Origin of the sequence: Brevibacterium jeotgali, assembly GCF_900169175.1 — a bacterium.
Classification (GTDB): domain Bacteria; phylum Actinomycetota; class Actinomycetes; order Actinomycetales; family Brevibacteriaceae; genus Brevibacterium; species Brevibacterium jeotgali.
The window spans coordinates 136,234-150,398 of the sequence record NZ_FXZM01000007.1 but is presented as its reverse complement, the minus strand read 5'-3'; the positions used below and the strand labels follow the sequence as shown (position 1 = coordinate 150,398).

General features: G+C 70.1%; 13 protein-coding genes. 9 read left to right on the top strand and 4 right to left on the bottom strand.

What is annotated here, in order from left to right; all coding sequences use genetic code 11:
- Positions 1 to 11: 11 nt before the first annotated feature.
- Positions 12 to 1,052, bottom strand: coding sequence for a response regulator transcription factor (locus BJEO58_RS15340; protein ID WP_101589072.1), 1,041 nt, complete (start codon positions 1,050 to 1,052; stop codon positions 12 to 14).
- 71 nt (positions 1,053 to 1,123) lie between these two features.
- Positions 1,124 to 1,690, bottom strand: coding sequence for a hypothetical protein (locus tag BJEO58_RS08705; protein ID WP_101589071.1), 567 nt, complete (start codon positions 1,688 to 1,690; stop codon positions 1,124 to 1,126).
- A 122-nt stretch (positions 1,691 to 1,812) separates the two neighbouring features.
- Between BJEO58_RS08705 and BJEO58_RS08700 the strand changes: the two genes are divergently transcribed.
- A complete protein-coding gene (locus tag BJEO58_RS08700; protein ID WP_101589070.1) occupies positions 1,813 to 2,109 on the top strand; it encodes a hypothetical protein in 297 nt (98 codons plus the stop codon).
- A gap of 81 nt (positions 2,110 to 2,190) precedes the next feature.
- On the opposite strand, the gene BJEO58_RS08695 is transcribed toward BJEO58_RS08700, so the two are convergent.
- A complete protein-coding gene (locus BJEO58_RS08695) occupies positions 2,191 to 2,403 on the bottom strand; it encodes a heavy-metal-associated domain-containing protein (RefSeq protein WP_101589069.1) in 213 nt (70 codons plus the stop codon).
- Positions 2,404 to 2,588: 185 nt separating this feature from the next.
- Here BJEO58_RS08695 and BJEO58_RS08690 point away from each other — a divergent pair, with 185 nt between their 5' ends.
- Both BJEO58_RS08690 and BJEO58_RS08685 read left to right on the top strand, forming a co-directional pair.
- Complete coding sequence (locus BJEO58_RS08690) at positions 2,589 to 4,769, top strand: sensor histidine kinase (RefSeq protein WP_101589068.1); 2,181 nt, start codon at positions 2,589 to 2,591, stop codon at positions 4,767 to 4,769.
- A 4-nt stretch (positions 4,770 to 4,773) separates the two neighbouring features.
- Complete coding sequence (locus tag BJEO58_RS08685) at positions 4,774 to 5,511, top strand: response regulator (RefSeq protein WP_101589067.1); 738 nt, start codon at positions 4,774 to 4,776, stop codon at positions 5,509 to 5,511.
- A 12-nt stretch (positions 5,512 to 5,523) separates the two neighbouring features.
- On the opposite strand, the gene purB is transcribed toward BJEO58_RS08685, so the two are convergent.
- Positions 5,524 to 6,951: an adenylosuccinate lyase gene (gene purB / locus BJEO58_RS08680; RefSeq protein ID WP_101589066.1), complete on the bottom strand. Its 1,428-nt coding sequence runs from the start codon at positions 6,949 to 6,951 to the stop codon at positions 5,524 to 5,526.
- A gap of 205 nt (positions 6,952 to 7,156) precedes the next feature.
- Here purB and BJEO58_RS08675 point away from each other — a divergent pair, with 205 nt between their 5' ends.
- The 6 genes from BJEO58_RS08675 (at position 7,157) to BJEO58_RS08650 (ending at position 13,970) form a co-directional block, all read left to right on the top strand.
- Positions 7,157 to 7,516, top strand: a complete 360-nt coding sequence (locus tag BJEO58_RS08675) for a hypothetical protein (RefSeq protein ID WP_101589065.1) — start codon at positions 7,157 to 7,159, stop codon at positions 7,514 to 7,516.
- A 41-nt stretch (positions 7,517 to 7,557) separates the two neighbouring features.
- Positions 7,558 to 8,316, top strand: coding sequence for a hypothetical protein (locus tag BJEO58_RS08670; protein ID WP_101589064.1), 759 nt, complete (start codon positions 7,558 to 7,560; stop codon positions 8,314 to 8,316).
- Positions 8,313 to 9,959 (top strand): lipase family protein, encoded by a 1,647-nt coding sequence (locus tag BJEO58_RS08665; protein WP_101589063.1) that lies wholly within the window; start codon positions 8,313 to 8,315, stop codon positions 9,957 to 9,959. The genes BJEO58_RS08670 and BJEO58_RS08665 overlap by 4 nt, the downstream gene beginning before the upstream one ends.
- Before the next feature lie 400 nt (positions 9,960 to 10,359).
- Positions 10,360 to 11,508, top strand: a complete 1,149-nt coding sequence (gene pdhA / locus BJEO58_RS08660; RefSeq protein WP_101589062.1) for a pyruvate dehydrogenase (acetyl-transferring) E1 component subunit alpha — start codon at positions 10,360 to 10,362, stop codon at positions 11,506 to 11,508.
- A gap of 1 nt (position 11,509) precedes the next feature.
- Positions 11,510 to 12,487, top strand: a complete 978-nt coding sequence (locus tag BJEO58_RS08655) for an alpha-ketoacid dehydrogenase subunit beta (RefSeq protein WP_101589061.1) — start codon at positions 11,510 to 11,512, stop codon at positions 12,485 to 12,487.
- Between the two features lie 31 nt (positions 12,488 to 12,518).
- Complete coding sequence (locus tag BJEO58_RS08650) at positions 12,519 to 13,970, top strand: dihydrolipoamide acetyltransferase family protein (RefSeq protein WP_101589060.1); 1,452 nt, start codon at positions 12,519 to 12,521, stop codon at positions 13,968 to 13,970.
- Positions 13,971 to 14,165: the final 195 nt, after the last annotated feature.

The window sequence follows — 14,165 nt, the reverse complement described above, 5'->3', positions numbered from 1 at the left end:
GGCGGGCCCCGTCAGCCGGCGAACCGGTAGCCGAAGCCGCGCACGGTCTCGATCCGGGACGAGCCGATCTTCTTCCGCAGCCGCTGGATGTGGACGTCGACGACCCGCGAATCGCCCGCCCACTGATAGCCCCAGACGGTGTAGGCCATCTTCTCGCGGGAGTACACGTTCCCGGGCTCCTCCGTCAGCAGCATGAGGATCCGCAGCTCGGTGGGGGTCAGATGGACCTCCTCGTCGTCGATCTCGACGGTGAGGCGGCCGGTGTCGATCGTGAGCGACCCCAGCTGCAGACGCCGGACGGCGGGTGACGCGGACGCCGGTTCTGGAGCAGTCGCCTGCGGACCGGTGACGGGGGGCGACGGCGGGGTCGCGGGGCCCGGGGGACCTGCAGGCCCCGGTGGAGAGGACCACGGCACGTCGGATGTGGGGGCGGCCTCGGGCGCGGGCTCCGGTCCTGCTGCGGTGGCCGCGCCGGGAGCCGCCGGCCACTGTTCGGTCTCCTCCGTCGGGACCTGCTGGAGCGGCAGGGGCCCGGTGTCGACCGGTTCGGGGGAGTCGAAGCCCGGGGTCGGGCCCAGCACCTCGGGCAGCTCGCCGCCGCCGATGATGCGACCGCCGGGCCCGATCGCCGCTTCGCGGACCGTGTGCGCCGCGACGGGGGCGGGGGAGTAGCCCATCGATCCGGTGCCAGCGGTGATGAAGCGGCGTACGACAGCGCGGATGCGCGCGTTGAGGACCTGCATGTCGAACGGCTTCGTCAGGTAGTCGTCCGCGCCCGCCTCGAGCGACTGCACGATGTCGATCGGGTCTGAGCGTGCGGAGATCACGATGATCGGCACGGTCGACCGCTCCCGGATCGCCCGGGTGATCGAGGCTCCGTTCATCGTGGGCAGCATGAGATCGAGCAGGACTGCGTCCGCACCGTTGGCGGTGACGAACTCGTAGCCCTCGCGTCCGTCCTCGAACGAGGTCACCGTGTAGCCGAACCGCTCGAGGCTGATCTGCGTCGTCTCGCGGATCACCTCGTCGTCCTCCACCAGGACGATGTGCATGCTCTTCCTCTTCCCCCGGCCGATCTTCCGTGCTGCGTGCTCCTCGTGCGCGCCGTCCGTCCTCGTGCCGGTCAGCTCTCTCCCGCGCTGGAGACCCGTTGACCGGCTTCGAAGCGTCCGTCATGGAATCTGTAGACCTGCACCGACCATCCGGACGGGCAGCAGGCCTCGTCCGCTGGAGCGTACCGCTTCTCCTGTGCGACCAGGGTCCCTCCGCGTCCCGGAGTCAGTGTGAGATCGTGCCCTGAAACTATCAGCTGGAGGGACGGTTCACCGCTCTGCTCGCCGATGACGGCGGCGGAGAACACTGTGTCGGTTCCCGGTTCCGTCACCAGCGCGACCTGGAAGGGGGCGCCGTCGATCTCCAGGGCGGTGCCCAGAGAGATGCACTCGTCGCAGTAGAGGAGGGCCTCCGTCGTCTGCGCGTCGAGGGTGTGGGATCCCGTGGAGGGCCGATCGAGCAGGTGGGTGCGGATGTCTTCGACGTCGAACGGAAGGTCCTCCGGTGAGACTGTCGTGTTCGGCGTCACGGCGGCATGGTCCGGCTGCGCGGTCGCCTCGATCCGCAGGCCGCGGTCCGGGCTGTAGAAGAACGCCAGCGCAAGGAGCGCGACGAGGGCGACTGCGCTGAAGAGCACAGTCCATCCGGGCCATGAGAGCCGAGGTCGGAACACGACCTCAGTGTGCCACGGCCGACGTGCCCGACGTCATGGGAGCCCCGAGGAGGTGCCGTTCGTCGCGACGGTAGACTGGGGCCATCATGGAGAAGCAGAGCACTCGGCGTCCCGACCGTCACGCGGGCAGGAAGAGCGTGCCCTACCGGGACGCGGTTCGATTCGGCCTCATCGCGGCGCTCGTCACCTTCGTCGTGAGCTCCGTCGTCACGCAGGGGAGCCGCTTCTCCCAAGAGGGCTTCGCCGCCATCGCGCACCTGGGGCTCCCGGCGCTCTTCGCGGGGGTCGCGTTCGTCGCCGCCACCGCAGTCGCGCTGCTCCTCAACTGGGTCGTCTCCCGCAAGGACGCGGAGCCGACGGTGGACGGGCCGGTCCTCGACTGAGCGAGCGCGATCGACTGCCGCTGCGGCACGGCCGCGCGGTGAACCGCTCTGAGGCGGTGTGCCGCGTCGTCGCGGCCCGGTTCACACGAGCGTGTAGCCCGCCTCATCGACCGCTGCTTCGAGATCGCTGCGGCCGAGCGGTGCCTCCGACGTCACCGTGACGGCCGAGTCCCCGCCCTCGACGAGGTCGACGGCGACGCTGTGCACACCCGTCAGCGCGCCGATCTCCTCCTTCACGGCGCTGACGCAGTGGCCGCAGGTCATCCCGTTCACGGTGAGTCTCGTGGTCTCCATGGTGGCGCGTCTCCTCGATCGCTGGTGCTGACAGGTCGGTCGGTGTGGACCGCTGGAATGTGGTCCGACACCTCTGAGCATATACCCCCACGGGGTATATGGCGATGCGCGTCCGCCCCACGGTGTCGCTGAGTCGTGACGTTCGCGGCACGGTCGAGTGCGTCGGCTCGTGCACAATTGAGGCGATGTCCCCCACCAGACGCACGCCCTCCGGGCACACGGAACCGGCACGGCCCGCGGCCGACCGGGTGCCGGGGCTGCCCGATTCCAGCCCGCAGGGCGGGCAGGCACGACGGCGGCTCCCGTTCGCCGACGCCGGGGTGGCCGGCCGGATCATGGTCGCGAACGGCGTCATGCTGGTGGGCATCATGCTGCTCGTCACCACGCTCCTCTACTTCGTCATGAGCGAGCAGAACGACCGTCGTGCAGAGGGGCAGCTGAGGAGCACCGCAGAGTCACTCGCGCGATCGACGCTCGTCATCGACCACATCGTGTCGGTCGAGGCGGGCAAGGCCGACGGCGATGAGGAGCCGCTCCCCGTGTTCCTCAGCGGCACTCCTGAGAACGTCGAACTCACCGACAGGCTGAGCGACATCCGCGCTGACTACGACGTGGACCTCGTCGAGATCATCCCGCGTGCGGAGCTGGAGCGCAGCGAAGGCCTGGGCGGCACGGGAGTGGGCGCGGCGGACGCGCCGGAGGAGCGACCGGCCGTGGTCACGTCGAGCGGTGCGGACGATTCGCATGCGCGCGCCGCCGTCTCCCGCCTGGACCTCGAGACCCTGAGTGAGGGGGAGACGAGGATCCGCTATATCGATGGATCGGTCGACCTCCTCGTCGGGGTCGCCCCGATCATGGCGCACTCGTCCGATGCCGTTGCGGACGACACCTCGTCCCGCATGCCGATGACCCGCCCGGACTCCACGGAGGCGCCCGGCGGCGGGAGCGAGGCGATCGAGGAGCCGGAGGTGGTGGGCGCGGCGGTCGTGGGTCTCGCGCCGGACTCGGTGCGCGGGGGCTTCGTCCCCCAGGCTCGCACGATCTGGCTTCTGGGAGGCCTCACGGTCGTGCTGGGTGTCCTCGCGAACTGGATGACGCTGCGCGGCCTGCGCCGCGTCACCGGGGACTACGGCACGAAGGAGCTGGGGGCCGTCCTCGACTACTATTCGTCCGTGCTGCGTGCGGTATCCGAGGGCCTCGTACTGGTGGACCGCGGCCAGGGAGTCGTGTTCTTCAACTCCGAGGCCGCAGAGCTGCTCGGCATGTCGGACCAGCGTGCCCGGACGCCCGTTCCCCTGCAGGACATCGACCTCGACCATTCGCTCAAGTGTCTTCTGGCCGAAGGCCGCTATGCCCGCGACGAGATCCACTACACGACCCACCGGATCCTCGTCGTGAATCAGCAGCCGGCGTCGACGGCCCCCGACACCTGGGTCATGACGATGCGCGACCACACGGAGCTCCAGGAGCTCATCGGAGAGCTCGTGTCGGTGCGCTCGTTCTCCGAATCGCTGCGCTCGCAGACCCACGAGTATGCGAACCGCCTCCACATGATCGTGTCGCTCGTCGAGGCCGGGTCGTTCGACGAGGCCGTGGAGTTCGCGACGCGCGAGATCGAGCAGGCCGAGCGGCCCGCCGACAACCTGCTGGACGGGTTCGACCATCCGGTCCTCTCCGCCCTGCTGCTCACGAAGATGTCGCAGGCCGCGGAGCAGGGCATCCGGATGGAGCTCGACACCGATGAGCTGCGCGGGTCGATCACGGCGGATGACCGGGACCTCGTCACCATCGTCGGGAACCTCGTGGACAACGCGTTCGACGCGGTGAGCGCCGAAGCGGTCTCCCAGGACCGGCGGACGGTGCGGGTGCGGTTCTCCGGGACCGGGGCCTCGGGGCTCGTCATCGAAGTGAGCGACGACGGCCCCGGCATCGCCGAGGACTCGCTGGACGACGTGTTCGAGCGGGGCTGGTCGACGAAGCACGACGGAGTCGCCGCGGACACCGGCAACGGCAGGCTCGAGCACACCTCGCGCGGGGTGGGGCTGTCGCTCGTCGTGCAGGCCGTCAGGCGGATGAAGGGTGCGATCGACGTGGAGGCGTCCGGCACCGAACTCGTCGACGAGGCGGAGCTCGCCGATATGGCTCCGCCGCTCAGCGGCGCGCTCTTCACCGTGTGGGTGCCGGGCGCTGCCCCCACCGGAGACGCGGCGGTCGGGGAAGCCGTGGCCGGGGAAGCAGCTGCCGGCGAGCCGGACGTCTCGTCGTCCTCGGCGCACGCGCCTGACGGATCACCGCAGTCGACCGACGCCGCGACGCCGACTCTGACCAGGGGCGATGGCGCAGGAACGCCGTGGGACCTACGGTGAGCGCATGAGGGAAGCAGGTGAGCCGGCGGGTCGCGGAGAGGCCCCGTTCGGCGTGCTCGTGGTCGAGGACGAGGAGATCGCGGCGAAGGCGCACGCGTCCTACGTCGACCGCGTGGACGGATTCCACCTCGTGGGCATCGCGCGGAATGCGCAGCACGCCCTTGCCGCGCTCACGGACCGGATCATCGGGATAGACGCGGAACGGGTGGACCTGGTGCTCCTCGATATGAACCTGCCCGATGGCCACGGGCTGATGCTCGTGCGCAGCCTCCGCGCCCGCAAGGTGCCGGTCGACGTCATAGCGGTGACCGCTGCACGCGACATGCAGGTCGTGCAGGAGGCGCTGTCCCTCGGCGTCGTCCACTACATCCTCAAGCCGTTCACCTTCCCGGTCTTCAAGACCAAGCTCGAGGCGTTCCGCAGCTTCCGCATGTCGCTGGGAGCAGAGCAGGAAGGGGCCGGCCAGATCACCCAGTCGCAGGTGGATGCAGCCGTCGAGGGACTGCGCGCGGGAACCGGCCCGCAGCGGGCGAAGGGCGTGCCGGACGCCGTGCAGGATCGGATCCTGGGACTCCTCGCGGATGAGGGGCACTCCGCGGCAGAGGCCGCCGACCGGATCGGCGTCTCCCGCGTCACGGCTCGGCGCTATCTCGAGGCGATGGCGGACGTGGGCCTCCTGGAGCGGAGGCCGCGCTACGGCAGCGCAGGCCGCCCCGTCCTCGAATACATCGCCATCGCCTGAGGGGGCGCCGGCTCAGCGGGAGGCGCGCCAGGCGGCGGTCTCCTCACGAGCGATCTCTGCAGCGATCCCCACGTATGCGCCGGGGGTGAGCGCCGCGAGGCGTGCCGTGTCCTCATCGGGCAGCCCGAGCCCGCTCACGAACTCCCGGAGTGCAGGACCGTCGACGCGGTGACCGCGGGTGAGTTCCTTGAGCTTCTCGTAGGGATTGTCCATGCCTCCGACCCCGCGGAGGAACGCCGCGCGCATGACCGACTGGATCGCCTCCGCGAGCACCTCCCAATTGCGGTCGAGGTCTGCCTCCAGGGCGTCGGTGTTGCATTCGAGGCGTCCCAGGCCCTTGACGAGGTTGTTGAGGGCGAGCAGTGAGTGGCCGAAGGCCACTCCGATGTTGCGCTGCGTCGTCGAGTCCGTGAGGTCGCGCTGGAGCCGTGAGGTCGTGAGCGTCGAGGCCAGCGAATCCAGCAGTGCGTTGGAGATCTCGAGGTTCGCCTCTGCGTTCTCGAACCGGATCGGATTGACCTTGTGCGGCATGGTCGACGAGCCGGTCGCGCCCTCGACGGGGATCTGGGTGAAGTACTCCATCGAGATGTAGGTCCACATGTCTGTGGCGAGGTTGTGGCAGATGCGGTTGAAGCGGCTGATGTCCGCGAACAGCTCCGCCTGCCAGTCGTGCGACTCGATCTGCGTGGTGACCGGGTTGAAGGTCAGGCCCAGATGCTCGACGAAGTTCTGTGCGACGCCGGGCCATGCGACGCCCGGGGACGCGACGACGTGGGCGGCGTAGGTGCCGGTCGCACCGTTGATCTTGCCGAGGAACTCCGTCTTCTCGATGCGCGCCAGCTGGCGGCGCAGGCGGTGGATGAACACCGCGAGCTCCTTGCCCATGGTGGACGGCGTCGCGGGCTGGCCGTGCGTGTGGGAGAGGAGAGCCGTGTCCGCGAGCTCGTCGGCCATGTCAGCCAGGGAGTCGACGAGCGTCCGGGCGGTCGGCAGCCACACGTCCTGGACCGCGCCCTTGATCCCCAGTGCGTACGAGAGGTTGTTGACGTCCTCCGAGGTGCAGCAGAAGTGGACCAGCTCTGAGAGGTCGCCCGCGCCGATCTGGTCGAGGAACTCCTTGATCGAGTACTCGACGGCCTTGACGTCGTGAACCGTGACGGCCTCGAAGGTCCGCAGCTGGTCGATCGTCTCCGCGTCGAACCCTGCGGCCCACTCGCGCAGCTGCGTCTTCTCGTCCTCGAGGAGCTCTCTGGTGCCGCGCACGGCGCCGGATTCGGCGAGGTGGATGAACCATTCGGCCTCGACATGGACCCGGTTGCGGTTGAGCGCGGCCTCCGACAGGTGGTCGATGAGCGGAGCGGCGTCGTCGCGGTAGCGCCCGTCGAGAGGGCTGAGCGCGAGGGCGGGGTCGATCTGGGCGAGCTGCACACGGTTCGTCATGCCGCGATTCTCTCACGCGGGTGCGTGCGCACCTGAGGTCACTGCCCGGGACGTGGACGGCTCCCCGCACGCGCCGGTCCCTGGGGATCGAGGAGGACGCATCCACAGGCGGCGGGAGGCGGTGGTGCACCGCGCAGAGCCGATGAAAGGTGTCGAAGGGCGAGGGGCCGAGCGGTGGAGGGCACGTGGTGGAGAGGGGAGCGTCATGACGAGTTTCGCGGGGGCGGCGGCAGCAGTGATCGACACGCTCGAGGCGGACAGGGCGGTGTGGGTGGCGCAGGCCGGTGAGATCGGGGCCATCATCGCCCGCAGTCAGGAGGCGCAGCACGTGGAGTGGCGGGCTTCCTCCAGCGGGGCGTTCAGGGATGCGCTGGCGGGCTGGGTGCGCGACGGGCACGATCTCATGAGTCTGGCCGACGACGTCATCGACGCGCTGACCGCCCACATCGATGCGCTGCGCGCTGTGGTGGACGCGCTCGCAGCCGCTGCAGCGGCGGGAGGCGATGGGCCCGGCCTGCCGCTGCCCGGGCTGGCGAACCCCGTCCCCTTCGGGGGTCTCCTGTGAGTCCGACGGGTGCGCCGGACGGCCGCAGGGTCTGGTGCGCGGTGAGCGCGCTCGACGTCTTCTCCGCGGCTCTGACCCGAGGCGGACGCTGGCCCACGGTGCTGCGTCCCGCAGCGGTCGCCCAGAGGCTCGATGCCGCAGACTCAGCACTGAGGAGGGACGCCGCGTCGACGACTGGCCCGGCCCGGAGCACGGGCGCGCACGCGTCTCCCGACCGCCGGCCGGAGCGAGGAGACGGACTCTGCGACCGTGTCATGGGCTTCGCGGACGCGGCGCCGGTGCGTTCGGTCCACTGGTTCCTCGGACCGCGCGGGACTCTCATCGCTGAGTCCGCGTGGGGAAGCGGATCCTCCGCAGTCCTCGTGGGATGGGCGCCCCACGAGCCCGACAGCGCGCAGGGGGCGGCAGACGAAGCCGGCGGCCATGCAGCGACCGTCCGGGCGCCCCTGCCCGGGGCGCTGCTGCTGGGCGTGTTCGACACCGCGGACACTGCCCGCCGCCTCGCAGAGCTCGTGCCGGAGTCCGCACACGCTGACATCGCAGTCGTGGGGCGCTGGGCGCTGCCGGACGTGTGCCCGACCATGAGCGTGCGCTCCATCGTCCATCCGGAGTCCGGAGTGCTGCGGCGTGAGCTGGTCGCGCAGCTGACTGAGGCATTCTTGCGCGTGCAGGAGAGTGCGGCGCATGCGCGCGAGGACTCCGGGCACACGGGGGCGGCGCAGGTGGCCTCCAGGCAGCAGGGCGTGCAGCAGGGCGTGCAGGAGAGTGTGCAGACCCGCACGCGGGATCCGCGTCGATGAGCGCGGGACCGTCACAGGACGTCACTGTCACCGGCGGGTCGGGTGGGACGACGGCGCGTCTGGATGACATGCGGGCGCGCGCAGACGTCCTCTCCGCCCGCGCCGAGGAGTTCGAGAGGGTGCTCGTGGCGCTGGCGCGAGCGGAGGCGGACCCCGCCGTCCTCGCGCTTGCCGCGTCGCCCGTGACGGGAGCGGCTCTCGAGGTCGCCTGCGCACGGTTCTTCACCCGCGCGGCCGGGGCGGGCGTGCGGATCAGGGGCATCGCCACTGCGCTGCGGGGATGCGCGGACGCCTACGAATCCGCTGACGCACTCATCGCGGCCTCCTTGGCCGTCGCGCTCGACACCGCAGCGAACGTGGCGGGACACGGGGTGCGCACGGTCGTGTTCCACCCCGTCACGATGGTCGTCGTCGGGAATGCCGCGGTGCAGGGGCTGGTGGTGGCCACCGGCGTCGTCCACGTGTGGAGTGCGGCGAAGGAGGCGGGAGTCTTCGACCACATCGAGCAGGTCACCGGGATCGACGTCGAGGAGGTGGCGGAGCACGGGGCGGAGGCGGTGCTCGGCGTCCTGGCGGACGGCGCCGTCTGGGCCGCGCAGCAGGCGGGCGAGCACTCCGATCTCACCGGGGCGGCGATGGAGCACGTGGTCCCGGGTTTCGTGGCGGGCTTCCTGGGCGTCCCTCCGGGTCTCGTCTTCACCCCGGCGGATTGGGGCGCGATCCCGCGCGACTCGCAGACGCTGACCGGGTTCGTGCTCGCCGGCCTCTCGCCGTTCGGGTTCTTCGGGGGCCAGACTCTGATGCCCCATCCGCAGCATCGTCCGCCGGTCGATGTGCACGTGGTCGAGGAGTGGACCGGACGCGGACGGGCCGGCGCAGGAGGTGCAGACGGCGCGCACGCCCCCGGATCGGTCCGGGCGCTGTGGGAACGGCAGTGGGCGCAGTCGCGGGGGAGGGACAACGGGCGGGTGCGGGTCGAGCAGGTGGCAGGCGCGGACGGTCGGAGGAGGCACATCGTGTACGTGCCCGCGACGACGAGGAACACCCTGCGTGCGGGGCGGGAGACCACCGACCACACGACGAATCTCGAAACGGCATCCGGTCGTCGATCCGCACAGCACGAGGTGGTCCGGACGGCGATCGAGGAGGCAGGGGTCGATCCGGACGACGAGGTCATGCTCGTCGGCTACTCCCAGGGCGGACTGGTCGCCGCGTCCCTGCTGGCCGACGAGGAGTTCCGTCAGCGGGTGAACGTCACGACCGTCTTCACGGTCGGGGCGCCCGTGTCGGACTTCGCGCCGCCGGACGGGGTCGACATGCTGTCCATCGAGCACGAGCAGGATCTGGTGCCCGACCTCGACGGCGCGCGCAATGAGGACACGGCGGAGTGGACGACGCTCACGGTGGACCTCGATGAGGCGGAGCAGAGGGAGGCGCTCGCCCAGAAGGGATGGAGCGAGGAGCGGATCGACGCCGCCTTCGACGGCCCGGTCTACGCGCACGGCGGCGAGCTCTACGACAACACCGTGACAGATCTGGAGGAGGGCGGGCACCCGGAGCTCACGCAGTGGCAGGAGAGGAACAGCCGGTTCTTCGACGACCCGCTGCGAAGCACGCACTCCTTCGAGGGCGCGCGGCCGTGAGCGGCGAAGCCGTCTGATCCGCGTCGACCCACCGTCTGACCTGCGATTACTCGGACGTCAAAGTATGACGTCAGAGCGATTGTGGGCGATCGCAGGTGGTCGCGGCGGCGGCTGTTCGGAACCTCTAACGCGAGGTGCGCGGCCGTACGTTGGAGGAGTCCGGGGGTGCTCACGATGATCATCGAGAGCCGATCCCATGCGTCACGGGGACACCCGTTCGACGGCGCATTGCGCACGCGCACGGCAGAGAACAGCACAGGTTGGCACGGTTCACGCGCTCAGGTATTCTGATCCCGCGATGTGAAACGCATCACGACAGGAGTGCCCACACAACCGTGGACACTCCACCATCCGAGCGCTGTGCCCACACCCGGGAGCAGGGCCAGGAGAGGAGAGAACGATGACGTCCGATATTTCAGCGGGAGCGCGTGCGAAGAGGCAGGCGGCACCGCATATGATCCAGATGCTCACCCCGGAGGGAGAGCGTGTCAGCTCAGGCGAATACGACGTGTTCGCGGCTGAACTCGACACGCAGGACCTCTTCGGCTTCTATCGCGACATGGTGCTGGTGCGCCGCGTCGACGCGGAGGGCAACGCCCTGCAGCGCCAGGGCCAGCTGGGCCTGTGGGCGCCGCTGCTGGGGCAGGAGGCCGCGCAGATTGGCCTGGGCCGCGCCCTGCGGAAGCAGGACTTCGTCTTCCCGACATACCGCGAGCACGGCGTCGCCTGGACGCGCGGGATCGACCCCACGGAGCTGCTGGGCATCTTCCGCGGTCAGACCCACGGCGGGTGGGACCCGCAGGCCAACCGCTTCCACACCTACACGATCGTGATCGGCTCCCAGGTCCTCCACGCTGCCGGCTACGGCATGGGGATCCAGTTGGACGGCGATGTGGGCACCGGTGACATCGACCGTGATGCGATCGCAGTCGCCTGCTTCGGCGACGGCGCCAGCTCGCAGGGCGACGTGTCGGAGGGACTCACGTTCGCGGGGGCGTTCAACGCCCCGGTCCTCTTCTACTGCCAGAACAACCAGTGGGCGATCTCGGAGCCCACCTCCACCCAGACACCGACCCCCCTGTACCAGCGGGGCAAGGGCTTCGGGATCCCGGGCATCCGTGTCGACGGCAACGATGTGCTGGCGACCTACGCTGTGGCACGGGCCAGTGCGGACTCGATCCGCGCGGGCAACGGCCCACTCCTCATCGAGTCCTTCACGTACCGCATGGGCGCGCACACGACGGCCGACGACCCCTCGAAGTACCGCAGTGCTGCGGAGACCGAGGCCTGGGCGGCGAAGGACCCGATCCTGCGACTGCGCCGCTACCTCGAGAACCAGGGCGTGACCGCCGACGAATTCGCGGCGATCGACGCAGAGGCCGATCAGATGGCTGCGCGCATCCGTGCGGCGTGCGTGGAGATGACGCCTCCTGCGCCCGAAGACATGTGGACGCACGTCTACAACGAGCCCCATGCACTGGTCGACGAGGAGCGCGATGCCTACCTCGCCTACCTCGACTCCTTCGCCGACGTGGAGGAGCACGCCTGATATGACGAGCACCATGCCTCTGTCGAAGGCGATCACGGCGGGACTTCGCAAGTCGATGGAGGATGACCCCAGGGTCGTGCTCATCGGCGAGGACATCGGGAAGCTCGGCGGCGTGTTCCGCGTGACCGAGGGCCTCCAGAAGGACTTCGGCGAACAGCGGGTCATCGACGCGCCGCTCGCGGAGTCCGGGATCGTCGGCACGTCCATCGGAATGGCGATCCGCGGCTACCGTCCCGTGATCGAGATCCAGTTCGACGCCTTCATCTTCCCCGCGTACGACCAGATCGTCACCCAGGTCGCGAAGCTCCATGCCCGCACCGGCGGCAACGAGAACATCCCCGTGGTCATCCGCGTGCCGTACGGCGGCGGGATCGGTTCCCCCGAACACCACTCCGAGAGTCCTGAAGCGGTCTTCGCGCACCACGCGGGACTGCGGGTCATCGCCCCGTCGACGGCCCACGATGCGTACTGGATGATCCAGGACGCGATCCGCAGCGACGACCCGGTGATGTTCTTCGAACCGAAGCGCCGGTACTGGATGAAGGGCGACGTCGACACGGACGAGCGCGGTCCCCGGACGCACTCCGCTCAGATCGTGCGCGAGGGCACCGACCTCACGCTCGTGTCGTACGGCCCGCTCGTGCCCACTGCGCTGGATGTCGCGAATGCGAAGGCCGACGAGGGTGCGAGCGTCGAGGTCGTCGACCTCCGCAGCCTCAGCCCGATCGACTTCGACACCGTCGAGGAGTCGGTGAAGCGCACCGGTCGCCTGGTCGTCGCCCACGAGGCCCCGGTGTTCTTGGGGCTGGGCGCTGAGCTCGCCGCGCGCATCTCAGAGCGCAGCTTCTTCCACCTCGAGGCCCCGGTCCTGCGGGTCGGCGGATTCCACACTCCGTACCCGCCCTCGAAGCTCGAAGAGCACTACCTTCCCGATCTCGACCGCATCCTCGACGCCGTCGACCGCTCGCTCGCGTACTGAGCCCGGTCGACCGAGTCTGAGAAAGGACACCATGTCTGACGTCTTCCTCCTCCCCGATCCGGGAGAGGGACTCACTGAAGCCGACATCGTCTCGTGGAAGGTCGCCGCAGGCGACGCGGTGACGGTCAACCAGATCCTCGTCGAGATCGAGACCGCGAAGTCACTCGTCGAACTTCCCAGCCCCCACGCGGGCACGATCGGCGCCCTCCTCGTGGAGGAGGGCGAAACGGTCGCCGTGGGCACACCCATCGTCCGCTTCGGGCCTGTGGGCGGGGAGGATCCCGCCCCGGCCGCAGCCGTCGCCCCGGGTGCGGAGGCGCCCGCCGCCGAGGCCGCCGGGGCCGAGCGGTCCGAGGACTCCTCGGGTGCCACGCTCGTGGGCTACGGCGCGGTCGCCTCATCCGCGAAGCGTCGCCCGCGCAAGGCGGCGAGCGGCAGTGCTGCGGCGGCGACCGCGCCCACCCCATCCGGCAGTCCCGCGCCGGGCGGCACCGCTCCGTCCGCCCCCGCGGCCGCCGTCCCGCCGCCCGATGACGTCGCCCCCGTCACGAGGGAGGCGCCCAGAGCGGGAAGCGACGGTCGGCCGATGGCGAAGCCTCCCGTGCGGAAGCTCGCGAAGGAGCGCGGCGTCGACCTTGCGGCAGTCACCCCGACCGGGGTGCGCGGCGAGGTCACGCGGTCCGACCTCCTCGCACACCTCGAGTCCGGCGGCACCGCAGGTGCGGCCGGAGCCGACGCCGCTGCCACCGGGATCGCTGCGACGAGCGTCGGGGCGGGGACGGCCGACGCGGTGCGCGAAGAGCGCGTCGCCGTCAAGGGCGTGAAGAAGGCCATGGCGAATGCGATGGTCGCCTCCGCGTTCACGTCACCGCACGTGACGATCGGCGTGGACGTCGACGTCACCGGCATGATGGACCTCGTGCGCCGTCTCAAGGCCGATCGTGCGCTGGGCGATGACGTGCGCGTCTCCCCGCTGCTGATCATCGCGAAGGCCGTGACCCGGGCGGCGATCGCGCACCCCTACATGAACGCCCGCATGGACGGCGACGACGTGACGCTGCGCCACTACGTGAACCTCGGCATCGCAGCGGCCACGCAGCGCGGACTCATCGTGCCGAACATCAAGGATGCGGACGCGATGGGGCTGGCGGACCTGGGTCGCAGCATCGGCGAACTCGTCGAGGTCGCCCGCTCCGGGAAGACCCCGCCGGCGGCTCAGTCCGGCGGGACGATCACCCTCACGAACGTCGGCGTGTTCGGTGTGGACTGGGGCACTCCGATCATCAACCCGGGCGAGAGCGCGATCGTCGCCGCGGGCCGTGTGCAGAAGAAGCCCTGGGTCGTCGGCGACGCCGTCGTGCCGCGCGAGGTGATGACGCTGACGGTCTCCGCCGACCATCGCGTGGTCGACGGCGAGACCATCTCGACGTTCCTCCGAGACGTCGCCGACGTGCTCGAGGATCCCGTGCGCCTCATCTTCTGAGCGGTGTCCCGCGCGGGGCGGCCGGCCGGAGTGTCTGCACTCGGGTGCGGTGCCGGCCGCCCCACCATGCGGATGGCCGGCATCGCGGATGGCCGGCAGCCGGGACCACCCCGGCGCCGGCCGGTGCGGACCAGTGACGCGGGCCGGGACCGCTGTGACGCTGCCGAACGGGTGGCTTCGAGGAATCCGGGCCGC